Source organism: Leucobacter iarius (genome assembly GCF_039530105.1).
GTDB lineage: Bacteria > Actinomycetota > Actinomycetes > Actinomycetales > Microbacteriaceae > Leucobacter > Leucobacter iarius.
Window position 1 is genome coordinate 80,553 of the sequence record NZ_BAAAOB010000005.1, and the last position, 26,220, is coordinate 106,772.

A 26,220-nucleotide genomic window follows, 5' to 3' on the forward strand; every position below is an offset into this window, starting at 1 on the left:
ACGGAGCATACGCGGACGATACGCCGGAGGAACGGCCGTCAGCCGCGGACGCGGCCGCCGAGCGCGCGCTCGTCGCGCTTGCCGGAGGCGTCCTGGCGCAGCTCCTTCGGCAGCGAGAAGACCAGGTCCTCCTCGGCGGTGACCGTCGCGCGCACATCGGCGTACCCCGCGTCGGCGAGATCGTCGAGCAGCTCCTGCACGAGCACCTCCGGCACCGAGGCGCCGCTCGTCACGCCGACGGTGCGCACCCCGTCGAGCCACTCCTGCCGCACCTCGCTCGCGAAGTCGACGCGGTACGCGGCCTTCGCCCCGTACTCGAGCGCGACCTCCTTGAGCCGCACCGAATTGGAGGAGTTGGCAGACCCGACCACGATCACGAGATCGGCGCGCGGCGCGATCTGCTTGATGGCGACCTGCCGGTTCTGCGTGGCGTAGCAGATGTCGTCGCTCGGCGGATCCTGCAGCTTCGGGAACTTCTCACGGAGACGGCGCACCGTCTCCATGGTCTCGTCGACCGAGAGCGTGGTCTGCGACAACCAGACGAGCCGTTCGGGATCGCTCACCTCGAGGGTGTCGACGTCGTCGGGCGAGTTCACGATCGTGATGTGATCGGGTGCCTCGCCGGCGGTGCCCTCGACCTCCTCGTGCCCGGTGTGCCCGATGAGCAGGATCTCGAGATCCTGCTTCGCGAAGCGCACGGCCTCGCGGTGCACCTTGGTGACGAGCGGGCAGGTCGCATCGATCGCGTGCAGTCCCCGATCGGCGGCAGCCTCGACCACGGCAGGAGAGACGCCGTGCGCCGAGAACACGACGTTCGCACCCTCGGGCACCTCGTCGACCTCCTCGACGAAGATCGCCCCCATCTGCTCGAGCGTGCGCACCACGTGGACGTTGTGCACGATCTGCTTGCGCACGTAGACGGGAGCGCCGAATCGATCGAGCGCCTTCTCGACCGCGACCACCGCGCGGTCGACGCCGGCGCAGTACCCCCGCGGAGCCGCGAGCAGCACCTGCTTGGCCCCGTCGACGGGCAGATCCTTCAGCCGTCCGACCTCGCGACGCAGGCGCGGCATCGCGAGGCTCACCACCGGGGCTCCGATGGTGCGCTGGTCCGGCATCTGCGGCGCATCCGCGGTGGTCGCGTTCATGCTCCCCAGTGTAAATGCCCGCCCTGCGCGGAGGCTCAGCGGTGCCGGTCCGGCTAGGCTGGCCCCATGTCCGAGCCCACCGCACCGGCGACGCGAGAGGCGCCCTGGCCCGTCGGCCTGATGAGCCAGAAGATCCGCGACTGGATCGAGCGCCTCGGCACCGTGTGGGTCGAGGGCGAGATCACGCAGTGGCAGGTGCGCGGCGGGCACGTCTACGGCAAGCTCAAGGACCTCTCGCAGGACGCGACCGTGAGCTTCACGATCTGGCAGTCGGTCGCGCGGGGTCTGACCGGCGACTTCGCGCAGGGCGACCGCGTCATCGCGCTCGTCAAGCCGAACTTCTGGGTCAAGGGCGGGTCCCTCACGATGCAGGTGTTCGAGCTGTCGCACGTCGGCATCGGCGAACTGCTCGAGCGCCTCGAGCGGCTGCGCAAGCAGCTCCAGGCCGAGGGGCTGTTCGACGCGGAGCGCAAGCGCCCGCTGCCGTTCCTGCCGGGGCTCATCGGACTCGTCACCGGCCGCGACTCCGACGCCGAGAAGGACGTCGTGCGCAACGCGACCCTGCGTTGGCCCGGGGTCCGGTTCAAGATCCACTACAGCGCCGTGCAGGGCGACCGCGCGGCGGCCGAGGTCGCCGCGGGGATCCGCGCGCTCGACGCCGACCCCGAGGTCGAGGTCATCATCGTCGCCCGCGGCGGCGGCGATTTCCAGCACCTGCTGCCGTTCAGCGACGAGGGCGTGCTGCGCGCCGCGGCCGAGGCGACGACGCCGATCGTGAGCGCGATCGGGCACGAGGCCGACCGCCCGCTGCTCGACGAGGTCGCCGACCTGCGCGCCTCGACCCCGACCGACGCGGCGAAGCGCGTGGTGCCCGACGTCGGCGAGGAACTGGCCGGCATCGACGGCGCACGCAGTCGTATGAGCTCGCGTCTCGGGCACCTGCTGGCGCACGAGACGGATCGGATCGCCCAGCTGCGATCCCGTCCGTCGATGCAGCAGCCCGAGCGCATCGTCGACGAGCGCGCGGAGGAGCTGGTGCGCTGGATCGCGCGCGGCACGGAACTCGTCGACCGCGCGGTCGAGGAGCGCGACCGCACGATCCTCGAGCTGCGCGCACGCCTGACGACGCTCTCGCCGCAGGGCACGCTCGACCGCGGCTACGCGATCGCGCAGCTGGCCGACGGATCGGTGCTGCGCGACCCCGCCGACGCGCCCGCCGGCGCAGCGCTCAGTCTGTCGCTGGCCGGCGGCCGCGTCGCCGCGACCTCGGACGGCGTCGCTTCCTAGCCCTCCTCGGCAGATTCGGGAGACGCCTCTTCGCCGTTCCCGAGCCTCGCGTAGCGAGCGGGATCCCTGCGCCGCATCCGCACGGCCCACGCGGTACCCGCGAGGCCGAGCACGATCATCGGCGCGACGAGCCAGGCGTTCGCCCACCCGTCCATGCCGGTGAGCAGCTCGAAGTTGCCGAGCATCAGCCAGAGCCCCACCGCCAGACCGACGGCGCCGAGAGCCGGTGCGATGAACACGCGGAACACCCCGTGCCCGCGCCGATCCCTGCGGAAGAACCGGATCACGGCGATCATGCAGAGCAGCTGCAGCAGCACGATGCCGACGATGCCGACCCCGTTGGTCCAGAGCAGCAGGTGCAGATACGGGTCGCCGTTCAGCAGCACCGTGACGAGCACCAGCGCCGCGGCCCCGATCGTGACCGCGAGGCTCGCTCGGGCCGGCGAGGCGAAGCGCGAATGCGCTGCGCCGAAGAAGCGGGGCATGATCCGCTCCCGCCCGAGGGCGAAGAGGTAGCGGGAGGTCGCGTTGTGGAACGCGAGGGTGGCCGCGAACAGGCTGGTGATCATCAGCACGTCCATGGCCGCTTTGGCCCAGGGACCGAGGTAGTCGCTCGCGAACAGGAAGTACATCCCCTGGAACGCATCGGAGCCCGCCAGCTCCTCGAGGCCGTCGACCCCGAGCGCCGCGGTGGCGATCCAGGTCACGAATCCGTAGAAGATCCCGAGGAAGGCCACGGCGAAGTAGGTGGCGCGCGGAACGGTCCGCGCGGGGTTCTTCGCCTCCTCCGAATAGATCGCCGTGCTCTCGAAGCCGAGGAACGCGCCCAGCGCCATCACGAACATGCCGCCGGCCCCGGAGTCGAGCACCCGCGCCGGGGAGAACGGCTCGAGACTGAAGTGGCTCGTCCCCTCGGTCGCGAGCACGGCGACCGAGATCGCCAGAAGGATCAGCACCTCCGCGCACATCAGCACGCCGAGCACCTTCGCGCCGATCGTGATCTGGCGGTACCCCAGCACCCCGACCACGGCGACGCCGATGAACGCGTAGACCGACCAGTGCAGGTCGATCCCGGTCAGGTCGGCGATCGACGACTGCGCGTAGAACCCGAGGAAGCCGAAGAACCCGAAGCAGATCAGCGCGTACGAGATGAGCGCGACGATCGCGGTGCCGACCGCGGGCGGACGCCCGAGTCCGCGCGCGACGAAGGCGTAGAACGCCCCGGCGCTGCGCACGTGCCGAGCGAAGGCCGTCAGCCCGGCAGCGCACGCCAGGTAGACGAGACCCGAGAAGACGTAGGCGCCCGCGGCGCCGACCCCGCCCAGACGGAACGCGAGCGGGGCCGCGCCGGCCACGACCGCGAGCGGTGCGGCGGCGGCCACCACGAAGAAGACGATGTCGGCGACGCCGAGCGAACCGCCCCGCAGGCCGGCGGATCCGCTCGCGGAAGCGCTCTTCGCGGGCACCCGCGCCGTCGTGCTCTCGGTCACAGCGCCGGCCACCACTCGGCGCGGGTCCACAGGTCGAGCTCCGCCTCGGCGGCCGCGCCGATGCGGAACACCGTGGCGTCGTCGAAGGTGCGGCCCACGATCTGCACGCCGGTCGGCACCCCGTTCGGCGCGCGGCCCGACGGCACGGCGAGCACGGGAACCCGGCCGACCACGTTGAACGGCAGCGTCATGAGCTCCGAGAAGATCGCGGCCGAATCGGTGCAGGGTTCGTCGGCGGCGAGACCCGTGTTCGCGATGGTCGGGCACAGCAGCGCGTCGTAGCGCTCCAGCAGTTCGCCGAGGGGCCGGTAGAACGCGCTCTCGGCTTCGAGCCCCGGCACGTATCCCCCGGCGCCCGCGGTGGAGACGATGAATGCGCGGGTGTAGGGCATGAGCTGGTCGACGGTGTCGGGATGCGCCTGCCCGACGCTCTCGATGAACGGCCCCATGACGGCCCCGAAGTGCGCCCACGCCGTCTCGAGCACCCGGTCGGGGCCCCAGGGCAGCAGCGCGTCGTCGATCTCGTCGACGATGGCGCCCCGCGCGCGCAGCGCCTCCGCGAACGCCGCGGTGTTCGCGACGACCGCGGGATCGGGGCGGTACCCGCCGAGGGTGTAGCTCAGCGCGATCCGGACCCCGGCGAGCGACTCGACCGCCCCCGACACGGTGATCGCGGGCCGCAGGGAGGCCGGATCGCCCGCCCACGGGCCCGAGATGACGTTCTGCAGCATCGCGACATCGGCGACGCTGCGTCCCATCGGGCCGTCGGCGCAGTAGGTGTCGCTGTTGAACGGCGCGAGACCGGGCACGCGGGCGAACGGCGGCTTGAAGCCGACGACGCCGCAGTAGGAGGACGGGATGCGGATCGAGCCGCCGATGTCGGAGCCCGTCGCGAGCACGGTTGATCCCGCGGCGAGCACGGCGCCCGAGCCGCCGGAGGAGCCGCCGGGCGTCATCTCGGGGTTGTGGGGGTTGCGGGTGACCCCCCAGAGCTTGGTGTGGGTGACCGGAGCGCAGCAGAACTCGGGAGTGGTCGCGCGCCCATGCACCACGGCGCCGGCATCGAAGATCCGCTCGACGATGGGGTGGGTGACGTCGGCGATCGTCCCCCGTTCGAGCAGCGATCCCTCTTCGGCGAGCCGACCGGCGATGGGCTGCTCCTCCTTCAGGACCAGGGGAACGCCCTCGAGCGGGCGCGCCTCGCCCCGCGAGTAGCGGGCCTCGGAAGCGCGAGCCGCGTCGTAGGCCTCGTCGAGGAACTCCTCGGTCATCGCGTTCACGACCGGTTCGGTCGCGGCGGCCCGGGCGACGACCGCGTCGAGCAGCTCGACCGGTGAGAGCTCGCGCCGTCGGAACCGGCCGACGGCCTCGGTCGCGGTCAGGTGGTGCAGATCCATGAGGTCTCCGTTCCCGAGGCGCTCCATCGCGCCCCGTACTGCGTACCGTACATTGTACGATCCGTTACGATAGCGCACATGCCCCCGAAGCACGAGCCCCCGTCGCCCCGCCGCAGCACGCGGGCCCGCGGCGCCCTCGACCGCGCTTCGATCGCCGCAGCGGCGATCGAGCTGGTCGAGCAGCTGGGGATCGAGCGGCTCACGATGCGCGCACTGGCGACCGAGCTCGACTGCGGCACCATGACCCTCTACACCCACGTCCGCAACCGGGACGACCTGCTGACCGCGATCGTCGAGCAACTGATCGCCGAGGTGGACGCCGACCGGATCGCCGCGGAGAGCGACGGCACCTGGCGCGGCCTGCTCTCGGGAGTGCTCGACTCCTACCGGGCTCTCGCGATGCGGCACCCGCGCTCCTTCGAGCTGCTGGCACTCGCCCCCTACGACCTACCGCCGGTCGCCCCGCACCTCGAAGGGGTCGTCGCCGCGCTCGAGCGCACCGGGCTGAGCGCGGACGAGGCGCGCACCGCCCTCGGCCTCGCCGACGCCTTCGCGACGGGCTTCCTGGTGGTGTGGGCGCGCACGACGACCCGCGAGGAGACGCCCGGATCAGCGCGCACCGCGGCGGCGCTCGGCGATCTCCGCGCGCCCGAGATGTACGACCGCGGCGTCGCGGCGGTGCTGCTCGGCTTCGAGGCGACCCGGGCCGGATCCGCCCGGGATTCCACCGAGGGCGCGGCGGACTGAGGGCGACCCCGGTCAGCTCAGCGCGAACTCACCCGACCACGGATCGAAGACCTCGACGCCCGTGCCGACGAAGTCCCGGGTGTTGCGGGTCGCGCAGATCGCGCCCTTCGCCGCGCAGATCGCCGCGATCTGGGCGTCCGCCGTCGCGATGGGAAGCCCCGCGCGCTCACGCATCGCGAGGATCTCGGCGTACTCCGCCGCCGCGTCCTCGTCGAACGCGAGCACCGCGCCGGATCCGCGATATTCGGAGACCACGGCCTCCACCCGGTCGCGGAGCGCGATCTTTCGGTGCCCGTCCGGAAGTCTGCGCAATCCGGCGAGCAGTTCGGCGAGCGTGACCGCGGTGATCGCGACACGCTCCTCCGTAGTGACGATCCACGTGAGCACCCGTCCGTCCGGTTCGACCCGCATGAGCTCCGAGACGACGTTCGTGTCGAGGACGATCATTCGAACTCCACCACGCGCGCGACGTCATCGCGCCGTGGGAGGACGAGGTCATCGACCCCGCCGGCTTCGCGAGCCGCGTCCGCCAGCGCGACGCCGATGTTCGGTCGGGCGACGGCCCGCGTCAGGATCTCGCGCACCTCGGCCTCCATCGACCGGCCGTGCAGCCGAGCCTGCGCCGCGAGGCGGAGCTTGACCGACTCGTCGAGCGATCTCACCAGAATCGTGGACATGAGCTCCCCCTCTCGATAGCATGGATGATATCACGTCGATAGCGTTTTGGCTATCACCGCCGGTCGGCGGGCGTCGAGCCGCGGAGCGGATCGCTCCCGAGCAGCCCGAGCCCGCCCCCAGCGCGCCACGGGTAGACTGACAGGCATGGCCGCTTCCGACAGACCGGATCCCGACGCGCTCAGCTATGAAGAAGCGCGCGACGAACTCGTTCAGGTGGTGAACCGACTCGAGCAGGGCGGCAGCACCCTCGAGGAGTCCCTCGAGCTCTGGGAGCGCGGCGAACGCCTCGCGGCCCGCTGCGAGGAATGGCTGCTCGGTGCGCGCCGTCGCCTCGAAGCCGCTCGCCGCGGCGGCGACGCGGCATCCGCAGAGAGCCCGGAGGCCTGATCACCCCGATGGCGAAGAAGACCAAGGCACCCGTCGTCGTCGCGGAGCTCGGCCGCCCCGAGACCCCGTCCGAGACCGCGGCGCGCAAGGCGCGCGACAGCCGCCTCTACCGGCAGCGCAAGACCGTCAACAACCTCGTGTTCTCGCTCATCGTGAGCGTCGCCGTCGTGTTCGGCATCTACCTGATGGTGCCCCACGGCACCGGCGGCGACTTCGCCGACCGATCGGTCGACGTCGCGCAACTCGCCTCAGAGGCGTCGCCGACGGCCGGGCAGCCGCTCGTCGCACCGAAACTCCCCGACGGCTGGAACGCGAAGCAGGCCGAGCTGCGCTCCTCCAAGACCGGCGGCATCACCTACTGGTACATCGGATACACGACCCCCGACAAGCAGTACGCCGCGGTCGTGCAGGCCTTCACCGCCGACGGGTCGCCCGTCAACGAGACCTGGATCGCCGAGCAGCTCGAGAACACCTCCGCGACCGGCACCCAGTCCATCGGCGGGGTCGGCTGGACCGCGTACGTGCATCCCGACCGCAGCCCCGACAAGAGCAACCTGCGCACGGGGTACCAGACCGTCATCGACGCCTCGACGTTCCTCGTCTACGGCACCGCACCCACCAAGACCATTGAGCAGCTGGCCGACGCCGTCGCGATGCAGGCCGCGCAGAACGGAGCCGCGAAGTGAGCACGCCGCGCGTCACCCCCCAGCAGGCCTGGGACGCCTTCATCGCCGGGAACGAACGGTTCATCAGCGGCGTCTCGAAACATCCGAACCAGGACGTGGAGCGCCGCTCCGAGCTCGTCAACGCGCAGTCGCCCGACGTCGCGCTGTTCGGCTGCTCCGACTCCCGCCTCGCCGCCGAGATCATCTTCGACTGCGGCCTCGGCGACCTGTTCATCGCACGCAACATGGGCCACGTCGTCGCCGAATCGATCACCGCCTCGATGGAGTACGCGGTGTCGGCGCTGGGCGCCTCGCTCATCGTGGTGCTCGCGCACGACTCCTGCGGCGCCGTCGCCGCAGCGATCGACCAGTCGAGCCGCACGCCGTCGCCGGTCACGGATTCGGTGCGGAACACCCTGGCCCCGATCCAACCCTCGGTGCAGCAGTTCTGGCTCCGCGACCGCCACGACACCCCGTACGCCGACGCGAGCGAGGTCGACGCGAACGCGATCGGCCGGATCCACCTCGCGGCGACCGTGAACGAGCTGCTGCGCACCTCGCGCACGATCAGCGATGCCGTCGATCGCGGCGAGCTCGGCATCGTGGGCTGCCAGTACCGCCTGACCGAGGGCCGCGCCGTGCCGTACACCGCCGTCGGGCCGCTCGCGCTCGAGCTCGCACCCCTCAGCTGACCGTTCCGACCCCACCAGACCGGTCCTGCGGCGCGGCAGCTCCCGCGAGCAGGACGACGAGAAGAAAAAGGATGACAGTGACCGAAACCGAGTACCGCATCGAGCACGACACCATGGGCGAGGTCCGCGTTCCGAAGAACGCGCTGTACGCCGCGCAGACGCAGCGCGCCGTCGAGAACTTCCCCATCTCGGGCAAGGGCCTCGAGCCCGCGCAGATCGTCGCCCTCGCGCGCATCAAGCGCGCAGCGGCCATCGCCAACAAGGATCTCGGGATCCTCGACGCCGCGATCGCGGACGCGATCGTCGCCGCGGCCGACGAGATCATCGCGGGCGATCACCACGACATGTTCCCGGTCGACACCTACCAGACCGGCTCGGGCACCTCCTCGAACATGAACATGAACGAGGTCCTCGCGACCCTCGCGACGAAGCACCTCGGCGCCCCCGTCCACCCGAACGACCACGTCAACGCTTCGCAGTCGTCGAACGACGTGTTCCCCACCTCGGTGCACATCGCCGTGACCGGCGCGCTCATCGAGCAGCTGAAGCCGGCCCTCGCGCACCTCGCCGAGGCGTTCGAGGCCAAGGCCGAGCTGTGGAAGACCGCCGTCAAGTCCGGCCGCACCCACCTCATGGACGCCACCCCCGTCACCCTCGGCCAGGAGTTCGGCGGCTTCGCCGCGCAGATCCGCTACGGCATCGAGCGCATCGACGCGGCCCTCCCCCGCGTGGCCGAGGTCCCGCAGGGCGGCACCGCCGTCGGCACCGGCATCAATACCCCGCTCGGCTTCCCCGAGAAGGTCATCGCCGAGATCGCCCAGTCGAGCGGCCTGCCCATCACCGAGGCGCGCAACCACTTCGAGGCGCAGGCGAACCGCGACGGCCTCGTCGAGGCCTCGGGCGCGCTGCGCACCATCGCCGTGTCGCTGACCAAGATCAACAACGACATCCGTTGGATGGGATCGGGCCCCAACACGGGCCTCGCCGAGCTCCACATCCCCGACCTGCAGCCGGGCTCCTCGATCATGCCGGGCAAGGTCAACCCCGTCGTTCCCGAGGCCGTGCTCATGGTCTGCGCGCGGGTCATCGGCAACGACGCGACCATCGCCTGGGCGGGTGCTTCGGGCTCCTTCGAGCTGAACGTGCAGATCCCCGTCATGGGCACCGCGCTGCTCGAGTCGATCCGCCTGCTCGCGAACGCATCGACCGTGCTCGCCGACAAGACCGTCGCCGGTCTCGAGGCGAACCTCGAGCGCGCCGCGGCCCTCGCCGGCATGAGCCCGTCGACCGTGACCCCGCTGAACCGCCTCATCGGTTACGAGGCCGCGGCGAAGATCGCGAAGCACTCCGTCAAGAAGGGCATCACCGTGCGCGAGGCCGTCATCGACCTCGGCTACGTGGAGCGCGGCGAGGTCACCGAGGCCGACCTCGACAAGGCCCTCGACCTGCTCTCGATGACCCACCCGGGCGTCGCGAAGTAACGCGCCGACACCGCAAGAGGACGGGCCCCGGGATCGAAGATCCCGGGGCCCGTCCTCTGTCCTGCGGCCGTTCCGACCGCACGATCCCTACTGCTGCGCGGCCGTCCGGCGGCGCGCCAGCACGAGGATCGCTCCCGCGGCGAGCAGGCCGGCACCGACGATGCCGAGCGGCAGCCAGTCGGCGCCACCGGTGGTGGCGAGACCGTCGGTCTTCCCCCCGCCCGGCTTCGAGCCGTCGGCGTTCCCCTTCGTCTCGATGGTCGCCTCGGAGCTCGCGGTCCCGGTGACGTCCGACGAACCGGACGCTGCGGCGTTCGCCCCGGCGCCCGAGCCCGCGTCCGATCCGGCTCCGGTGTTCGCTGAGCCGTTCGCGGCGGCGGACGATCCGCCGTCCGTTCCGGCCGCGGCACCGCCGTCGACCGCGGTCACGCTCAGCGGCGCCGAGACCTCGGCCCCGTTCGGCAGCTTCGCGACGATGCGGTGCTCGCCCGCTTCGGCGTTCGCCGGGATCGCGACCTCCTGCGAGAAGGCGCGGTCGTCGCCGACGGTGGCCTCGCCGAGCGCGACCGGGGTCGAGTGCAGCTCGATGCCGACCTTGGTACCCGGGACGAAGCCCGAGCCCGACACGGCGATCTTGCCGCCCTGCTGCACCGAGGCCGCGCCGAGCGACAGCTTCGGACCGGCGGGCGTCTCGACGCCGGCTTCGGTGACCCACTTCTCACCCGTCGCGTACTTGGTGACGGTGAACTGGTCGTAGAGACCGCCGACCGCGGGGACCTCGTTCGGGGCGTAGACGGGGCGCTCGCCCGCGGCGTCCGGCACGAGCTTAAAGCTGCGGGCGCCGTCGACCTTCTCCGCGAGGTAGGAGCGGTAGACCAGCTGATCGCCGCTCACGTCGATCACCTGGTAGGTGGTGACGTTCTCGCCGCGGAGCACCTGCGTGGCGCCGTTGTTCGTCCACACGTTCTTCTCTTCGGTCGCGAGGTCGTAGTGCTTCGCGCCCGAGTTCGAGACCGCGTACACGGGCCCGGTGGTGAGGCCGGTCGTGCCGGTCTTGTCGGAGTTCTTGTACCCCCGGCCGTAGGTGTGGTCGTGGCCCATGAGCACCAGGTCCACGCCGTTCTCCTCGAACACCGGCACCCAGTACTTGCGGAGCACCGGCTCATCGCGTCCCGACGAGGTCGAGTAGACGGGCTGGTGGAACGTCACGACGTTCCACTTCGACGGGCTGTTCTTCAGCACGTGGTCGAGCCACGCGGCCTGGTACTGGGTCCAGAGCTCCTGCACCTTGGTGCTCGGGCACTCGGCGCCGGTGCAGGCGGGCAGGTTCGCCGGCTTCAGGAACGCGGTGTCGCGGGTCGCGTTCAGCGTGATGAACCGGACGTTCTGGTAGTCGGTGTAGTAGACCGTCTCGGCCGCGAACTCGGTCCAGTGCGCGAAGTACGCCGCGTACTGGCGCGCGACGTCGGAGTCGCCCTGCGCGAGCTTGGCGAGCTCGCCGATGGTTCCGGTGTTCGGCTGGTTGAGGGGGTACTCGAAGTGCGCCTTCCACGACTTGAGCATGTTGTCGCCGCCGGTGTACTCGTGGTTGCCCGGGGCCGCCATCACGTTCGTGCGGGTGGCGGACTGCGCCATCCCCGTGAACCAGTTGTTCCACTCGGTGTCGTTGGTGCCGGTGTTGATGAGGTCGCCGGCGTGCACCGAACCGATCGAGCGGGTCGCCTTCGCCTCGGCCTGCTTGACCACGCTCGGCCAGGTCGTGTCGAGGCCGACCTGCGCGTCGCCGTAGTAGACGAACTGGAAGTCGGTGGCCCTCGGGTCGGCGGTGGTGAACTCGTACCACTCGCTCCAGCTGCCGGGCAGACCCACGCGGTAGCGGTAGGCCGTGGCCGGGGTCAGTCCGTCGACGGTCGCCGAGAAGTGCTGCTTGGCGTTGTTGTTCACCGTGCCCGCCGCGTACCCGTCGATCGTGCGGGTATCGCCGCCGCCCGCCGGGCCGATCTCGACCTTCCCGACGGTGTGCGAGACGTCGCCCGCCTGCCAGGAGAAGGCCTGCGAGGTGGTCGGGGTCGCGGTGGGCGTCAGGATCACGCGGCCGGGCGCCGCCTGCACGACCTCGCCGGGCACGGTGCTCTTCACCGCGGTGAGGGACGGCATGTCGAAGTAGGCGTCCGAGGAGCTGTCGCGATCCTGGTAGAGCGCCACGGCGATCGTGTTGGTGCCGTCGTGCAGCAGCTTGCCGTCGACCGAGAACGCGCTCGTCTGGGGGTCGCCCTTGCCGGAGCCCGCGTACTCGAGGTTCGTGGTCTCGGTGATGCGGTCGCCCTCGAAGGTCGCGACCTTGGTGCCGTTGACCCAGACGACGAGCGCGTCGTCGTAGACGACGGTGCTCGCGAGGGACTCGATCTGCTTCGCGACGCCCTGGTCGAGCGAGAAGGTCGCGCGGAAGAAGTAGGTGGGGATCGTCGGCTTGGCGGTGCCGTCGATGTAGTGGCTCAGCTTCGTAGCCGGGGTGAAGGGGCCGACCGGGACGAGCGCGTTGTTCTTCACGCCGAAGCCGGTCGGTGCCGACTTCCAACCCCGGTCGTCGTAGTTCGGTGTCGTCCAGACGCGGAGGTTCGCGTCGCCGCGCGCCGGATCGGTGTTGTCGTCGAGGTACTTCCAGGTGGTGCCGGTGGACACCAGCGGGGCGGTCGGCACCTCGGGCGCCGTCGGAGCGGCGGAGGCTGCGGACACGGCGGCGGGCGCGACGAGCCCGCCGATCAGCGCCGCGACGGCGAGCGCGGTGGCGGTGCGTCTCGTTCGAACTGCAGGGAATGACCGAGTCATTGACTTCCTTCGAATTATGCGGGATTCTCCCAGCCGATGGGCGGGGTCCCCGATACTCCACCAGCTAGGAGTGGCCGCACCGTCTCCCCCCGGTGGCCCCGCGGTAGCCGCCGGGTGTCCATGGGGTGTCCCGGCTCGTCAGCTCGGCGCGGCCGTTCCCCGACGGCGCGCCACCACGCGGGTCAGCGCGAGGCCCAGGGCGCCCTGCAGCGCGGCGCAGCAGCCGAGCGCGATCAGCACGATCGACCAGGTGCCGGTGGACTGGTGCAGTGCGCCCGCCCCGAGCGGGCCGAGGGTCGCGATCGAGTAGCCGGCCGACTGCACGACGCTCGACACCCGCGCCGTCTCCTCCGGGCCGTCCCCGAACCCGGCGATGAGCGCGAGCACGAGGGGGAACGCGCACATGCCGAGCCCGATCAGCGCCGCCCAGACCTCGGGTGCGGCAGCGGGTGCGAACAGCAGCCCGGTGAGCGCTCCGACGCTGGACGCGGCGACCAGGACGAAGCCGACGCGCATGCGGCGCGGGCTGCCGGCGAGCGAGACGACCACGACGGTCGCGGGCACCCCGACCGCCATCGCGATGCCGAGGAGCAGTCCGGACCGCTCGGCCGGGATCCCGGCGTCCTGCGCGATGCTCGGCAGCCATCCCATCACGACGTAGCTGAGCAGCGCCTGCAGCGAGAAGTAGGCGGCGAGGAGCAGCGTGCCCGCGGGCAGCGGGATCCGACGACCGCCGACCTCGGCGCCTCCGGCAGCGGCGGGCGCAGGCGGCCCAGGCAGATCCCGCGGACGCGGCATCGCGAGCAGCCAGGCGATGAGCCCGATGAGCGCGGGCAGCGCCCAGGCGGCGAGCCCCAGCGATGGCGATCCGAGCGCGGTCGCGATGGGCACGGCGGTCGCGGCGGCGGCCGCGGAGCCGAGGGACATGAGCGTCGAATAGGCGGTGGTGACCGGACCGATCCGCGTGCCGAAGTGGACTCGGACGACCGCGGGAAGGAGGATGTTCACGATGGCGAGGCCGCCCGTCGCGATCACGGTTCCGGCGACCACGACCGCGGGATCGGGGATCCCGCGGATCGCGAGACCGACCACGAGCGCGACGAGTCCGGCCAGCAGGGTCCGTTCGACGCCGAGCCGTGCCGAGAGACGGGCGGTGCCGAGCCCAGCGATCGCGAACACCGCGGTCGGCAGCGACGGCACGATGATCGCGGCGACCGGGGTCAGCGCCCCGCTCGCCGTGAGCGCCGTCAGCAGCGCGCTGGCGCTCGTGACGCCGAGGCGCAGGTTGACCGCGACGAGCAGCAGCGCCACGAGCAGCATGACCGGCCTGCCCGACGCCGGTGATTCCGAACTCCGCACCGCTCCTCCTGAAAGGTCAAACGTCCAACCATTGGACCTCGACTATCCTGTCATACATGATTCTCGACCCGGTTCACCAGTCCTCGCTGAGCGATCAGGTGGTCGACCGGCTCCGCGCCGAGATCGTCGAGGGCCGCTGGCCCCTCGGCGAACGGATCCCGCCCGAGCCCGAACTCGTGGCGGCGCTCGGCGTCGCCCGAGGCACCCTGCGCGAGGCCCTTCGCGCGCTCCAGTACACCGGAATGATCGAGATCCGCCGCGGCGACGGCACCTTCGTCCGGGCCCGCAGCGAAGTACCGGGCGCGCTGGCGCGATCCGGAGCGAGCCTCGCGGAGGTCCTCGAGGCGCGCGCCGCACTCGAGCCCGAGCTCGCCCGCCTGGCGGCGATGCGCGCCGACGCCGACGATCGACGGCGGATCGAGGCCGCACTGCGGGTGCGCGCCGCGGCCGATGACGCGCACTGGGTCGAGGCCGACGTCGCCGTGCACGAGGCGATCGCGAGCGCCGCCCACAACCCGATCCTGTTCGAGGTCTACACCGCGCTGCTCCCGCGGCTCAGGGAGTCCATGGGAGCGGTGCTGACCCGGGAGGGCTTCCGCCGCGACGAACCGCGCGGGCACGACGGGGTGCTCGCCGCGATCCGAGCCGGCGACCCGGAGGCCGCGGCGGCGAGCGCACGGGCCAACCTGACGGCCACGGCGGAGTGGGATCTCGGGCAATCGCCCGCGGAGTAGGCTCGTTCGCATGATGCCCGCACGATCCCCCATCGACGGTGCGCGCGCGCTCTCGACCGCCGCGGTCGCGGGCGTCGCGCGCATGACCGGCTGGCAGCGCGCGCTCGACTGGGCGAACCGTCCGGTGATGGCGCTCTCCGACAGGCAGCCGGTCACGGCGAACTGGTGGCGGGGTCGCCGGAAGCAGCCGGGCCGCTTCCACTACCTGGCGCTCGGGGACTCGACGGGTCAGGGCATCGGCGCTTCGGTGCCGGGCCGGAGCTACGTCGGGCAGCTCGCCGACCGCATCGAGGCCGAGCTGGGCGAGCCGATCCGGGTGACGAACCTGTGCGTCTCGGGGGCGACCTCGTTCCTGTGCGCGCGGGACCAGCTGCCGAAGGCCGTCGAGCCGCTGCGCGAGGCACCCGATCTCGTCACCCTCGACATCGGCGCGAACGACATCGCCGAGTGGGATCCGGTCGCGTACCACCGCAACCTCTCGCGGATCCTCGACGCGCTCCCGGACCACACGGTGCTGGGAGAGGTCCCCTGCTTCCACCTGCCCTGGAACGACCGCAAGGTGCACGAGGCGAACGCGATCCTGCGCCGGGTCGCCGAGGCCCGCGGGCTCGCGGTCGTGCCGATCTACGAGGCCACCCGCGCCCGGGGCCTGCGCGGCATCCTCACGGAGTTCGCCGAGGACGCATTCCATCCGAACGACCGCGGCTACGAGATCTGGGCCGACACCTTCTGGCCGACGATCGCGGCCCGCGTCGACGCGGTGCGGTCATCCTCGGCCGAGCGGTTCGGCACGGCCGATCCGTCGGAGCCTTCCGCGACCACCCCCGAACAGCTGGAGCGCAGCGCATGAGCACCGGAACGCACGACGACTGGCAGGACCGCGTCGACGCGGTCTGGAACGATGCGGACGCCGACGAGGCGACCGTGATCGAGCGGATCGCGGCCCTCGCCGCGGAGCTCCCCGCTGAGGATCCGCGCGGGCCGTTCGAACTCGGCGGAGCCTTGGATTCGGGCGGCCGCGAGGCCGAGGCGGCCGAGCAGTACGCGCGAGCGGTCGAGCTCGGTCTGGCGGGCAACGCGCGCGCCCAGCTCGACATCCAGTACGCGTCGACCCTGCGCAACCTGGGCCGCTTCGACGAGGCGGTCGCGATGCTCCGCGAGTCCGAGCGGGACCCCGAGCTCGGCGCGTCGACCGACGCGTTCCTCGCGCTCGCGCTGCACTCGGCCGGTCGCCCGGACGAGGCGCTCGCGGTCGCGATCGAGGCGCTGATCCCGACGCTCCCCCGCTACCAGCGCTCCCTGCGCGGCTACGCCGCGGAACTGCGGTCCGGCGCCGCTGGCGCGGACGCGGACGCGGAGTGAGCCTGCCCACGGGCGACCCGGAGCGCGCTCGAGCAGCGCGGTCCACGGCAGCTCGGCAGCACGCGAAACTCGGAATCGCGATCGCAACCTGCGCCGCGCTCGGGGCGCTCCTGAGCGCGTGCGCGTCGCCCGCATTCTCCTTCGAGTCCCAGCTCGTGCAGAACGCCGAGACCGGCGAGCCGTTCACCCTGCCACAGGCCGGCACCCCGAGCGGATCCTGGGATCGGGTCGTCGTGCTGTGCCCGTACGCAGGGACATCCCAGCTGCCCTCCGAGTTCGCGGAAGCCGCAGCCGCGATCGATACGCAGTCGACGGAGAGCACCCAGTGGCTGCTGTTCCGTGCGCGGGCGGGGGTCGAAACTCTGACCCTGAGCAGGGATCGGGTCGATCTCTGCTCCGCGGGCAGCACGATCCCACTGCTCGGCGGAGTCGCGGATCAGTGGGAAGCGCAGAGGGAGGGCACCGCGTGGAGCATTCGGCTGCGCTCCGGCGCCGCTGGCGCGCCCGCCGGCGACTGAGCGCTCAGCCGGCGAGACCGCGGAGCGCCGTCGCGGTGAGCGCGCGCGAGCTCGACGGATGGAACATCCCGGCGAGCACGTCGCGGTAGAGCCGCGCGAGTTCGGAATCCGCTTGGAAGCCGCTCGCCCCTGACGCCCGCATGGCGGCGTCGACCGCGCGGCGGGCCTCGTCGGTGACGCGGTTCTTCGCGGCGGCGAGCGCGAGGAACCAGTCGTCCCGGGAGCGCTGCCCGTCGACGTCGCGGGCGAGGAGCTCGATCGCGTCGAGCGACGCCCGGTGGTCGAGCACCGCCGCCGCGAGGCGGGTGCCGGTGTCGGGGTCGTCGAGGCGGATCCCGTCGCCGTCGCCGGCCGGACGCCGGGCCGCCGCGGTCGCGAGCTCGAGCGCCCGGTCGGCGAGGCCCGCGTACACCGAGGCGGTCAGCAGCGAGAACGAGGAGAAGATGCCGAGCACGAGCGGCTGCGCCCCGTCGAACGGTGCGAAGCGGGCGGCCACGTCGGCTTCGGCGACCCTTACCCGGTCGAGCCGGGTGGTCCAGCTCTGCGTCGCGCGCATGCCGAGCGGGTTCCAGGTGCCGGGGTGCTCGATGCGCCCCTCGCGCAATCCTGCGGAGCCCTGCTCGGGGGAACGCACGCCGGCGGCGGTGCGGCGCACGAAGCCGAACATCAGCTCGGGATCCTGCCCGGCGCCCTCGCTGCGCGCGTGCAGGCCGAGGCGGGTCCACACCGGCGAGAGGGTCGTGAAGATCTTGGTGCCCGAGACGAGGTAGCCGGCGCCGTCGCGCTCGGCGGTCGCGCGGGCGTCCATCAGCACCGCGTCGTTGCCGGCCTCCGAGACGCCGAAGGCGAAGACCTCGCCCGCCGCCGCGTCGCGCAGCACCCAGTCGAGACTCGTGTCGCCGCGATCGTGCAGGAAGCGGGCGACCTGCACCCAGACGAGGTGCATGTTCGCCCCGAGCGCCGTCGCCGGGGCGTGGGCGGCGAGGCGTCGCTGCGCGCGCAGCAGCTGCTCGAGCCCGAGGCCGGCACCGCCCAGTTCGACGGGCACCGCGGCCGCGAGATACCCGGATCCTCGCAGCTCGTCGAAGTCCTCGGCGAAGAAGCGGTTGTCGGCGTCGAAGCCGGCCGCCCGTTCGCGGAACCGCCGGAGCATCGGGGCGGGCAGGAGGTCGTCGATCGTCTGAGCGCTCACGATCTCAGCCTACGCCGGGGTGGGCGAGCACCCCGTCATCCTGCGACTCGCAAGCTCGCGCAGGATGACGGGGCCGGCTCCCGCCCTCAGTCCTCCAGCAGTTCGGTGACGAGCGCGGCGATGTCGCTGCGCTCCGAACGGGTGAGGGTCACGTGTCCGAACAGGGGGTTGCCCTTCAGCTTCTCGATCACCGCGGCGATGCCGTCGTGACGGCCGACCCGCAGGTTGTCGCGCTGCGCGACGTCGTGCGTGAGCACCACGCGGGAGCGCTGCCCGATGCGGCTCAGCATGGTGAGCAGCACGTTGCGCTCGAGCGACTGCGCCTCGTCGACGATCACGAAGGCGTCGTGCAGGGAGCGTCCGCGGATGTGGGTCAGCGGCAGCACTTCCACGATGCCCCGCGCCTCGACCTCGTCGAGCACGTTCTGCGAGACGATCGAGCCGAGGGTGTCGAACACCGCCTGCCCCCAGGGGCCCATCTTCTCCTGCTGGTCGCCGGGCAGGTAGCCGAGCTCCTGGCCGCCGACCGCGTAGAGCGGCCGGAACACCATCACCTTGCGGTGCTGCTGCCGCTCGACCACGGCTTCGAGCCCCGCCGCGAGCGCGAGCGCCGACTTGCCGGTGCCGGCGCGTCCCCCGAGCGAGACGATCCCGACCGACTGGTCGAGCAGCAGGTCGATCGCGAGCCGCTGCTCGGCGCTGCGGCCGTGCAGCCCGAAGACCTCCCGGTCGCCCCGGACGAGACGGACGGCGCCCTCGCGCCCATCGACCCGGCCGAGCGCGGATCCCCGCGGCGAGGTGATCACGAGCCCGGTGCCGAAGGGCAGCTCGCGCGCCTCCGCGACGCCGTCGAGCCGCTCCGCGTCCCACAGGTCCGCCATGCGCTCGTCGTCGAGCTCGAGCTCGGCGATGCCCGTGTACGCGTCGTCGTGCGCGAGCTCGGCCCGGTACTCCTCGGCTCCGAGCCCGATCGCAGCGGCCTTCACCCGCATGGGGAGGTCCTTCGAGACGACGGTCACGTCGAGCCCCTCGGCCGCCAGATTCTGCGCGACGGCGAGGATCCGGGTGTCGTTGTCGCCGAGCCGCATGCCGCTCGGCAGCGTCTGCTGGTCCGAGTGGTTGAGCTCGACCCGCAGGGTGCCGCCCTGGTCGCCGACGGGGACCGGGAAGTCGAGCCGCAGGTGCTGCTCGCGCAGCCCGTCGAGCAGTCGGAGCGCGCGCCTCGCGAAGAAGCCGATCTCGGGATCGTGCCGCTTCTTCTCGAGTTCGGTGATCACCACGACCGGGAGCACGACCGCATGCTCCGCGAATCGGAAGAGCGCGCCGGGATCGCTCAGCAGGACCGAGGTGTCGAGCACGTAGGTGCGCTCGGCCTGCGGCAACCGCTCGTGCGTGTCGGCCGCGGGTGCTTCCGCGGTCCGGACGGCGTCGGCGCTGGTGGAGTGGATTTCGGCCACGGGGGCTCCCTTGCTCGGGGATCTGCGGATCCCGTCTGCGCGGAGGCCGTTGCCACCGAGGGGGAATTGGCCTCCTCGACCGGGCGCTTTGCCCGATGCACCACACGGTACGCTCGTACGCCGCGAAGCCGCTCCACGACACGCATCGCGCCGGGTGAACGTTTCGAGTCCGGGGTGCGTCCGGAGCGCGAACGGCGGACTTCGCCGTCCCGCTCGCGACCCGGCGGATCGCCTGCGCGTACGTATCCCACAACCGTGCCCGGAGACGGCTGGGAATCAGATATTCTGTCGTGGTTGCGCTCCCCGCACCGCATCAGGTCGCGGCGGGCGCGTCACACCGACGACACGCACACAGAAACGGGGTCCTCCGTGCGCACGATCGACTGGATCGATGGAGCCATCGAACTGATCGACCAGACGCTCCTTCCGCATCAGGTGGAGGTGCACCGCGTCACCGAACTGCCCGAGCTGATCGACGACATCAAGCGGTTGGCCGTGCGCGGGGCTCCCGCCCTCGGCGTCGCCGGCGCTCTGGGCGTCGCGCTGATCGCCGCGAGCGTGCAGCGCTCGGGCGGCGACGAGGAGCTCGACACCGTCGAGGTCCGCCGACAGGCGGCGCTGCTGCGCGAGGCGCGCCCCACCGCGGTGAACCTGTCGTGGGGCGTCGACCGTGCGCTCACCGCACTCGACGCGGGCGCCGACGCCGTGCTCGAAGAGGCCCTCCGCATCCGCGACGAGGACATCGCCGCGTGCATCTCGATGGGCCTGTACGGCGCCGACCTGACGCGCGAGCTCACCGGCAAGGACCGGGTCCGCGTCATGACCATCTGCAACACGGGCAGCCTCGCCACGGTCGAGCGCGGCACGGCGCTCGGCGTGATCCAGACGCTGCTCGAGCAGGGCTCCCTCGAAGAGGCGTTCCCCCTCGAGACCCGTCCGCTGCTGCAGGGCGCCCGCCTCACCGCGTGGGAGCTGCAGCGCATGGACGCACCATTCCGCCTGCTCGTCGACTCGGCCGGCCCGTTCCTGCTCTCGCGCGGGATCGCCGACGCCGTGTTCATCGGCGCCGACCGCATCGCCGCGAACGGCGACACGGCCAACAAGGTCGGATCCTTCTCGCTCGCCCTCGCCGCGAAGCACGCAGGGGTCCCCTTCATCGTGGTCGCGCCCGAGTCCACGGTCGACATGAGCACCGCGAGCGGCGCCGATATCGAGATCGAGGACCGCGGCGTGGACGAGGTCGCCGGCTTCGGCGGCGTCCGCACGGCCCCCGAGGGCATCGCGGCCGTCAACCCGGCCTTCGACGTCACCCCGAACGAACTGATCACTGCGATCGTCACCGAGCGCCGGGTCATTCTCCCGGGCCGCGGCGAGACCCTGCGGGACACCCCGCTGGGCGAGCTGCGCGCCTGAACCATGCAACGAAAGGAACCCTGCATGTTCTTCACCAAGCGCCGCGCCACTGCGGCTCTCGTCGCCGGCGCCGCCGCCGGCGCCCTGCTGCTGAGCGGCTGCTCGGGCAACGCCACCGATTCGGGGAGCACCTCGGCCGACGGCCCCTCGTTCGTCTACATCACGAGCGATCCCATCGGTCAGAACGAGTTCCTCAAGTCGGGTAAGACCGGCATCGAGAAGGTCGCGAAGGACAACGACGGCACCGCGAAGACCTTCGAGTCGAAGGACGAGGCGAACCGCCGCTCGAACCTCGAGTCGGCCGTCGCGCAGCAGCCGAAGGTCATCGTCATGCTGGGCTTCCAGTTCGGCGACATGGCGAAGGAGTTCGCCACGCAGTACCCCGATCAGAAGTTCCTGCTGATCGACACCACCGTCGAGAACGCGCCGAAGAACCTCTACCAGGCGACCTTCCGCGAGCAGGAGCCCTCGTACCTCCTCGGTTACGAGGCCGGCCTCCTGACCAAGACCAACACCGTCGGCTCGGTGCTGTCGCTCGACATCCCGCTGCTCAAGAAGTACTCGGGCGGCTTCGACGAGGGCGCCAAGGCGGCCAAGCCGAGCGTCAAGACCGTCGCACCGCAGATCATCGGCGGCGACAACCCGTTCGCCGACACCGCGCGCGCCAAGGAGCAGGCGATCGCGTTCGCCGGCACCGGCGCCGACCAGGTGTTCGCCGTGGGCGCGGCCGCCAACGGCGGCATCTTCGACGCCGCGAAGGAGAAGAACTTCTTCGCCTACGGCGTCGACGCGAACCAGTGCCAGATGGCCCCGGGCAACGTGGTCGACGGCACCGTCAAGGCGGTCGACAAGGTCGTCGAGACCGTCGTCGGCGAGATCATCGACGGCAAGAGCACTGCCGACGCGACCTCCTCGTTCGGTCTGAAGGAGCAGGGCATGTCGATCGTCAGCCTCTCCGACGGCGCGAAGGACTCGGGCTGCGTGGTCATGGAGCACGCCGACGTCCTGAAGAAGGTCACCGAGGTGCGCGACCAGATCGTCGCCGGCACCATCAAGGTCACCGACCCCACCAAGTAGCACGCTGCGGCGCCGTTCCTCGCGGGGAACGGCGCCGCTCCGTCATTCAGCACCACCCCTTCGAAGGAGCGAGCATGATCCCCGAGGTCGAGATGCGCGGCATCACGAAGCGCTTCCCCGGCGTGCTCGCCGACGACGACGTCCACTTCGAGGTCGCCCCGGGCGAGATCCACGCCCTGATGGGCGAGAACGGCGCCGGCAAGTCGATCCTCATGTCGATGCTCGCCGGCGTCTACCAGCCCGACGAGGGCGAGATCCTCATCCGCGGCGAGAAGCAGCACTTCGCCTCGCCCCTCGACGCGATCGATGCCGGCATCGGCATGGTCTTCCAGTCGTTCAAGCTCTTCCCCTCCCTCACGATCGCCGAGAACGTCGTGTTCCGCAGCGAGCCGACCAAGCGCGGCCTCATCGATCGCCGTGAGGCCAACCGTCTCGTCTCCGAGATCGCCGACCGCTACGGCCTCGCCCTCGACCCGGCCGCCCGCGTCGACTCGGTCCCGGTCGGCGTCCTGCAGCGCGTCGAGATCGTGAAGGCGCTCTACCGCGAGGCCAAGGTCCTCATCCTCGACGAGCCCACCGCCGTGCTCACCCCGCAGGAGACCGAGCGGCTGTTCGACGTGCTCCGCGCGCTCAAGGCCGACGGCCGCACCATCATCCTCATCACCCACAAGCTGAACGAGGTCATGGCGATCTCCGACCGCGTCACCGTGCTGCGCGACGGCCGCAACGTGGCGCAGCTCGTCACCGCCGACAGCTCCCCCGCCGAGATCACCCGCCACATGACGGGCCGCGACGTCGACCTCACCACGCCGCCGCCCGCGCAGGAGCCCGGCGACACCGTGCTCGAAGTGCGCGACCTGACCGTCTCGGGCGACGGCGGCCGCGACAGCGTCGCCGACGCCGCCCTCGCGGTGCGCGCGGGCGAGGTCGTCGGCATCGCGGGCGTCGCGGGCAACGGCCAGGTCGAGCTCGCCGAGGCGATCATCGGCATGCGGCCGGTCATGACGGGATCCGTCTCGGTCTCGGGCGTCGATCTGAGCCGCGCATCGATCGCCGCGCGGCGCGACGGCGGCATCGCCTACGTGCCCGAGGACCGCCACGCGGTCGGCAGCGCCGGCACGGCCGACGCGATCGACAACCTCGCACTCGGCCACCACCGCAGTGCCCCGATCATGCGCCGAGGCCTGCTGTCGCGCAGCGCGATGACGGAGCACGCGAAGCGTCTCATCACCCGTTTCGGCGTCAAGATCGCGAGCCCGACCACCCCGGTCGGTACGCTCTCGGGCGGCAACCTGCAGAAGGTCGTCGTCGCGCGCGAGCTCGACTACCGCTCCCCCGTCCTCGTCGTCGAGCAGCCCACCCGCGGCGTCGACATCGGCGCCATCGAGTCGATCCACCGCGAGCTCTGCGAGTACCGCGACGCCGGCGGAGCGCTGCTGCTCATCTCGGCCGAGCTCAGCGAGATCATGTCGCTCTCGGGCCGCATCCTCGTGATGTTCGAGGGCCGCATCGTCGCCGAGGTGCCCCGCGCCGAGGCCGACGAGGCGCTGCTCGGCCTCTACATGGCCGGCCACGAGCCCGAGGAACGGCACCGCCCCGCGGGCGCAGCAGTCCGCGTCAGCGGCGCACAGAACGGAGACGCGCAGTGACCCAGGCAGTGAACGATCGGCCGGGCTCGGGCGTGCTCCCGCGCATCGGCCGCTGGCTCGCGGGCCCGATCCCCGTCTCGGTGGTGCTCGCGCTCGTCGTCGGCGCCGTGTTCATGCTCGTCGCCGGCGTCGACCCGATCTCGGGCTACCGCGCCATGGTGTCGGGCTCGTTCGGCACCGGCATGGGCCTCGCGAACACGCTCGGCCGCGCCATCCCGATCATCGGCATCGGCATCGGCATCGCCCTCGCCTTCCGCGCCGGGATCATCAACCTGGGCACCGAGGGCCAGGCCGTGCTCGGCGCGCTCGCAGGCGGCTTCGTCGCGGTCTACATGCCCGGCCCCGGCCCGCTCGTCGCGCTCTGCGCGATGGTCACCGGCGTGCTCGCGGGCGCCGCGTGGGGCCTGCTCGCGGCGCTGCTGCAGAACTCGCTCGGCGTGCCGATCCTGCTCGCCACGCTGCTGCTCAACTACCCGGCCCGCTACTTCTCCTCGTGGGTGATCCGGTTCCAGCTGAAGGATCCGTCGACCGACCTCGTCGCGAGCAAGCAGATCGACCCCGGCGTGCAGCTGACCGCGCTCGTGCCCGCCGGCCCCGCCGCCGAGGCCGTGCGTCGCACGTTCGGCCCGATGAGCCCCGTCACCATGATCCTGACCCAGGTCAACTGGTCGCTCGTGATCGTCGCCGTGCTCGTGATCGGCGCGATCTTCGTGAACCGCCGCACCCGCTACGGCTTCGAAGCCGGGCTCGCCGGCCAGAACCCGGAGTTCACGCGCTACGGCGGCGTGAAGCCGGGCCCGCTCGTGCTGCGCACCATGGCGCTCTCGGGCGGTATCGCCGGACTCATCGGCGTGCTGATCGTCATCGGCGCCCCGAACACGCGCATGATCGAGGGCCACATCGTCCAGACGAACTACGCCTGGACCGCGCTGCTCGTCACCCTGCTCGCGCTGTACCGCCCGCTCGGCGTCGCGATCGCCGGCCTCTTCTTCGGCGCCATCATCGTCGGCAGCGAGGCCATGGGCCGCGACCTCGGGCTGTCCCCGCAGATCGCCGCGGTGATCCAGGCGCTCGTCATCATCCTGCTCGCCTACCGTGTGGCGCTGCCCCGGTTCCGCAGGAAGCGGCAGGATGCTGCCCCGGAGGATCCGCCGGGACCCGAGCCGCAGAGCCCGGCCGCACCGGCCGCCGTCGCGGCCCGGACCGCTTCCGCCCCCACCGCTGAGACCACCGAGACCGGAGGCGAACGATGAACCTGCTCGCCATGTTCGACCAGGACCTGGTCGCCTCCGTCCTCCGCTCGCTCATCCCGATCCTGCTCGCCGCGCTCGGCGGCATGATCTGCGAGCGGGTCGGCATCTTCAACATCGGTCTCGAGGGCATCCTGCTCATCGGCACGTTCACCGGAGTCGCGGTCTCCTACGGCACCCACAGCTGGATCCTCGGATCGCTCGCGGCGATGGTCGCCGGCATGCTGTTCTCGATGATCCTCGGCTACGGCGCCGTGTACCGCAAGGGCGACCCGATCGTGCTCGCCGTCGCCATGAACATCCTCGCCGTCGGCATGACGAGCTTCCTGCTCCTCGCGATCTTCCACGTCCAGGGCGTGTTCAAGGATCCGAAGATCGACGGGATCCCCACCTGGCGCATCCCCGGTCTCGCGGACATCCCCGGCATCGGCCCGCTGTTCTCGCTGACGCCGATCGGCTACCTCGCGCTGCTGCTCGTCCCCGTGCTCTGGGTCGTGCTGTTCCGCACGCCCGTCGGCCTGCGCCTGCGCGGCGTGGGCGAGCGCCCGCTCGCCGCCGCCACGCTCGGTGTCAACCCGCAGCGCTACCAGCTGCTCGCGGTGCTCGCCTCGGGCGCCCTCGCGGGTCTCGGCGGCGCGCAGCTCGCGCTCGGCAACGTCGTGCAGTTCACCGAGAACATGTCGGCCGGCCGCGGCTGGATCGCCGTCGTCGTGGTCATGCTCGCCCGCGCGCACCCCGTGGGTGTTCTCGGCGCGGCGCTGCTGTTCGGTTTCGCAGATGCGATCGGTTTCCGCCTGCAGTCCTTCGGCCTGCCGCAGCAGCTGACCGACGCCGGCCCGTACATCGTGACACTGATCGTGCTGATCCTCATGAGCCGCCGGTTCAAGCAGGCACGAACGGCGCAGCTCGCATGAGCGGGTCCGAGGTCGCGGGCGCCGCGGTGCCGGATCCCGGGATCCCCGCCGAGGCCGCCCGCTGGGTCGCCGCGCTCGGCCTCGAACCCCTCCCCCACGAGGGCGGGCTGTTCCGGCAGGCCCACCTCGACGCGCACTCGACCGCGATCTACTTCCTGCTCGCCGGCGACGACTTCTCGGCGCTGCACTCGCTCGAATCGGTCGAGATCTACCACTGGTACGCGGGCTCCCCGCTCCGCCTGCTCCTGCTGCACCCCGACGGGCGCGCGGAGGAGCAGCTGGTGGGCGCGGATCCCGAAACCGGGCTGCTGCCCCAGTTCGCCGTGCCCGCGGGCGTGATGCAGGGCTCGTCCTCGACGGGCGACTGGACCCTGGTCGGCACCACCATGGCGCCCGGTTTCGACTGGGAGGGATTCCGACTCGGGGACCGCGCCGAGCTCTCGGAGCGATACCCTGAGTTCTCGAACAGGATCGCCGAACTGACCCGCTGAGGA

25 protein-coding genes are annotated in these 26,220 nt (G+C 71.4%); 16 read left to right on the top strand and 9 right to left on the bottom strand.

Annotated elements, in window-relative coordinates; genetic code table 11:
* Nucleotides 1-38: 38 nt before the first annotated feature.
* Complete coding sequence (locus tag ABD169_RS14650; RefSeq protein WP_344033516.1) at nucleotides 39-1,073, bottom strand: 4-hydroxy-3-methylbut-2-enyl diphosphate reductase; 1,035 nt, start codon at nucleotides 1,071-1,073, stop codon at nucleotides 39-41.
* 141 nt (nucleotides 1,074-1,214) lie between these two features.
* On the opposite strand from ABD169_RS14650, the gene xseA reads away from it, so the two are divergent.
* Entirely contained in the window at nucleotides 1,215-2,435 is a 1,221-nt protein-coding gene (gene xseA, locus ABD169_RS14655; protein WP_344033393.1) for an exodeoxyribonuclease VII large subunit, read from the top strand.
* Here xseA and ABD169_RS14660 read toward each other — a convergent pair.
* A complete protein-coding gene (locus ABD169_RS14660) occupies nucleotides 2,432-3,925 on the bottom strand; it encodes an APC family permease (RefSeq protein WP_344033394.1) in 1,494 nt (497 codons plus the stop codon). The two genes, xseA and ABD169_RS14660, sit on opposite strands and share 4 nt — an antisense overlap.
* Nucleotides 3,922-5,322 (bottom strand): amidase, encoded by a 1,401-nt coding sequence (locus ABD169_RS14665; RefSeq protein WP_344033395.1) that lies wholly within the window; start codon nucleotides 5,320-5,322, stop codon nucleotides 3,922-3,924. Before ABD169_RS14665 ends, ABD169_RS14660 begins: the two co-directional genes overlap by 4 nt.
* Before the next feature lie 78 nt (nucleotides 5,323-5,400).
* Here ABD169_RS14665 and ABD169_RS14670 point away from each other — a divergent pair, with 78 nt between their 5' ends.
* Nucleotides 5,401-6,069 (top strand): TetR/AcrR family transcriptional regulator, encoded by a 669-nt coding sequence (locus ABD169_RS14670; protein ID WP_344033397.1) that lies wholly within the window; start codon nucleotides 5,401-5,403, stop codon nucleotides 6,067-6,069.
* A gap of 12 nt (nucleotides 6,070-6,081) precedes the next feature.
* Here the strand turns inward: ABD169_RS14670 and ABD169_RS14675 are convergent, their stop codons facing one another.
* Both ABD169_RS14675 and ABD169_RS14680 read right to left on the bottom strand, forming a co-directional pair.
* A complete protein-coding gene (locus ABD169_RS14675) occupies nucleotides 6,082-6,516 on the bottom strand; it encodes a type II toxin-antitoxin system VapC family toxin (protein ID WP_046455574.1) in 435 nt (144 codons plus the stop codon).
* On the bottom strand, nucleotides 6,513-6,746 hold the full coding sequence (locus ABD169_RS14680; RefSeq protein WP_046455575.1) for a FitA-like ribbon-helix-helix domain-containing protein: 234 nt from the start codon (nucleotides 6,744-6,746) through the stop codon (nucleotides 6,513-6,515). The genes ABD169_RS14675 and ABD169_RS14680 overlap by 4 nt, the downstream gene beginning before the upstream one ends.
* A gap of 145 nt (nucleotides 6,747-6,891) precedes the next feature.
* Here ABD169_RS14680 and ABD169_RS14685 point away from each other — a divergent pair, with 145 nt between their 5' ends.
* The 4 genes from ABD169_RS14685 to ABD169_RS14700 all read left to right on the top strand — a co-directional run bounded on the left by ABD169_RS14685 (nucleotide 6,892) and on the right by ABD169_RS14700 (nucleotide 9,972).
* Nucleotides 6,892-7,134 carry an exodeoxyribonuclease VII small subunit gene (locus ABD169_RS14685; RefSeq protein WP_046455576.1) on the top strand — a complete coding sequence of 81 codons (243 nt, stop codon included), beginning with the start codon at nucleotides 6,892-6,894 and terminating at the stop codon, nucleotides 7,132-7,134.
* Between the two features lie 8 nt (nucleotides 7,135-7,142).
* Nucleotides 7,143-7,820, top strand: coding sequence for a DUF4245 domain-containing protein (locus ABD169_RS14690; RefSeq protein WP_344033399.1), 678 nt, complete (start codon nucleotides 7,143-7,145; stop codon nucleotides 7,818-7,820).
* A complete protein-coding gene (locus ABD169_RS14695) occupies nucleotides 7,817-8,491 on the top strand; it encodes a carbonic anhydrase (RefSeq protein ID WP_046455578.1) in 675 nt (224 codons plus the stop codon). Before ABD169_RS14690 ends, ABD169_RS14695 begins: the two co-directional genes overlap by 4 nt.
* 71 nt (nucleotides 8,492-8,562) lie before the next feature.
* On the top strand, nucleotides 8,563-9,972 hold the full coding sequence (locus tag ABD169_RS14700; RefSeq protein WP_344033400.1) for a class II fumarate hydratase: 1,410 nt from the start codon (nucleotides 8,563-8,565) through the stop codon (nucleotides 9,970-9,972).
* 87 nt (nucleotides 9,973-10,059) lie between these two features.
* On the opposite strand, the gene ABD169_RS14705 is transcribed toward ABD169_RS14700, so the two are convergent.
* Complete coding sequence (locus ABD169_RS14705) at nucleotides 10,060-12,801, bottom strand: purple acid phosphatase family protein (RefSeq protein ID WP_344033402.1); 2,742 nt, start codon at nucleotides 12,799-12,801, stop codon at nucleotides 10,060-10,062.
* A 138-nt stretch (nucleotides 12,802-12,939) separates the two neighbouring features.
* The gene (locus ABD169_RS14710) at nucleotides 12,940-14,160 is read right to left on the bottom strand and encodes an MFS transporter (RefSeq protein ID WP_344033403.1); all 1,221 of its coding nucleotides are present in this window, start codon (nucleotides 14,158-14,160) and stop codon (nucleotides 12,940-12,942) included.
* 56 nt (nucleotides 14,161-14,216) lie between these two features.
* Between ABD169_RS14710 and ABD169_RS14715 the strand changes: the two genes are divergently transcribed.
* From ABD169_RS14715 to ABD169_RS14730, 4 genes are read left to right on the top strand one after another with little or no spacing between them, the layout of a single operon-like run.
* On the top strand, nucleotides 14,217-14,894 hold the full coding sequence (locus tag ABD169_RS14715) for a FadR/GntR family transcriptional regulator (RefSeq protein WP_344033404.1): 678 nt from the start codon (nucleotides 14,217-14,219) through the stop codon (nucleotides 14,892-14,894).
* A 10-nt stretch (nucleotides 14,895-14,904) separates the two neighbouring features.
* Nucleotides 14,905-15,744 carry an SGNH/GDSL hydrolase family protein gene (locus tag ABD169_RS14720; RefSeq protein WP_344033405.1) on the top strand — a complete coding sequence of 280 codons (840 nt, stop codon included), beginning with the start codon at nucleotides 14,905-14,907 and terminating at the stop codon, nucleotides 15,742-15,744.
* Nucleotides 15,741-16,256 carry a tetratricopeptide repeat protein gene (locus ABD169_RS14725; RefSeq protein WP_344033406.1) on the top strand — a complete coding sequence of 172 codons (516 nt, stop codon included), beginning with the start codon at nucleotides 15,741-15,743 and terminating at the stop codon, nucleotides 16,254-16,256. The genes ABD169_RS14720 and ABD169_RS14725 overlap by 4 nt, the downstream gene beginning before the upstream one ends.
* A complete protein-coding gene (locus ABD169_RS14730; protein WP_344033407.1) occupies nucleotides 16,253-16,774 on the top strand; it encodes a hypothetical protein in 522 nt (173 codons plus the stop codon). Before ABD169_RS14725 ends, ABD169_RS14730 begins: the two co-directional genes overlap by 4 nt.
* 4 nt (nucleotides 16,775-16,778) lie before the next feature.
* Here the strand turns inward: ABD169_RS14730 and ABD169_RS14735 are convergent, their stop codons facing one another.
* Both ABD169_RS14735 and phoH2 read right to left on the bottom strand, forming a co-directional pair.
* Entirely contained in the window at nucleotides 16,779-17,966 is a 1,188-nt protein-coding gene (locus tag ABD169_RS14735) for an acyl-CoA dehydrogenase family protein (RefSeq protein WP_344033408.1), read from the bottom strand.
* Nucleotides 17,967-18,052: 86 nt separating this feature from the next.
* Entirely contained in the window at nucleotides 18,053-19,348 is a 1,296-nt protein-coding gene (gene phoH2 / locus ABD169_RS14740) for an RNA 5'-3' helicase PhoH2 (protein ID WP_231580860.1), read from the bottom strand.
* A gap of 444 nt (nucleotides 19,349-19,792) precedes the next feature.
* Between phoH2 and mtnA the strand changes: the two genes are divergently transcribed.
* The 6 genes from mtnA (at nucleotide 19,793) to ABD169_RS14770 (ending at nucleotide 26,217) form a co-directional block, all read left to right on the top strand.
* Nucleotides 19,793-20,836, top strand: coding sequence for an S-methyl-5-thioribose-1-phosphate isomerase (gene mtnA / locus ABD169_RS14745; protein ID WP_046455585.1), 1,044 nt, complete (start codon nucleotides 19,793-19,795; stop codon nucleotides 20,834-20,836).
* A 24-nt stretch (nucleotides 20,837-20,860) separates the two neighbouring features.
* Nucleotides 20,861-21,913 carry a BMP family ABC transporter substrate-binding protein gene (locus ABD169_RS14750; RefSeq protein ID WP_344033410.1) on the top strand — a complete coding sequence of 351 codons (1,053 nt, stop codon included), beginning with the start codon at nucleotides 20,861-20,863 and terminating at the stop codon, nucleotides 21,911-21,913.
* Between the two features lie 74 nt (nucleotides 21,914-21,987).
* Complete coding sequence (locus ABD169_RS14755; protein ID WP_344033411.1) at nucleotides 21,988-23,562, top strand: ABC transporter ATP-binding protein; 1,575 nt, start codon at nucleotides 21,988-21,990, stop codon at nucleotides 23,560-23,562.
* Nucleotides 23,559-24,815, top strand: a complete 1,257-nt coding sequence (locus ABD169_RS14760) for an ABC transporter permease (protein ID WP_344033412.1) — start codon at nucleotides 23,559-23,561, stop codon at nucleotides 24,813-24,815. The genes ABD169_RS14755 and ABD169_RS14760 overlap by 4 nt, the downstream gene beginning before the upstream one ends.
* The gene (locus ABD169_RS14765; protein ID WP_344033413.1) at nucleotides 24,812-25,726 is read left to right on the top strand and encodes an ABC transporter permease; all 915 of its coding nucleotides are present in this window, start codon (nucleotides 24,812-24,814) and stop codon (nucleotides 25,724-25,726) included. The genes ABD169_RS14760 and ABD169_RS14765 overlap by 4 nt, the downstream gene beginning before the upstream one ends.
* The gene (locus ABD169_RS14770; protein ID WP_344033414.1) at nucleotides 25,723-26,217 is read left to right on the top strand and encodes a cupin domain-containing protein; all 495 of its coding nucleotides are present in this window, start codon (nucleotides 25,723-25,725) and stop codon (nucleotides 26,215-26,217) included. Before ABD169_RS14765 ends, ABD169_RS14770 begins: the two co-directional genes overlap by 4 nt.
* Nucleotides 26,218-26,220 lie beyond the last annotated feature (3 nt).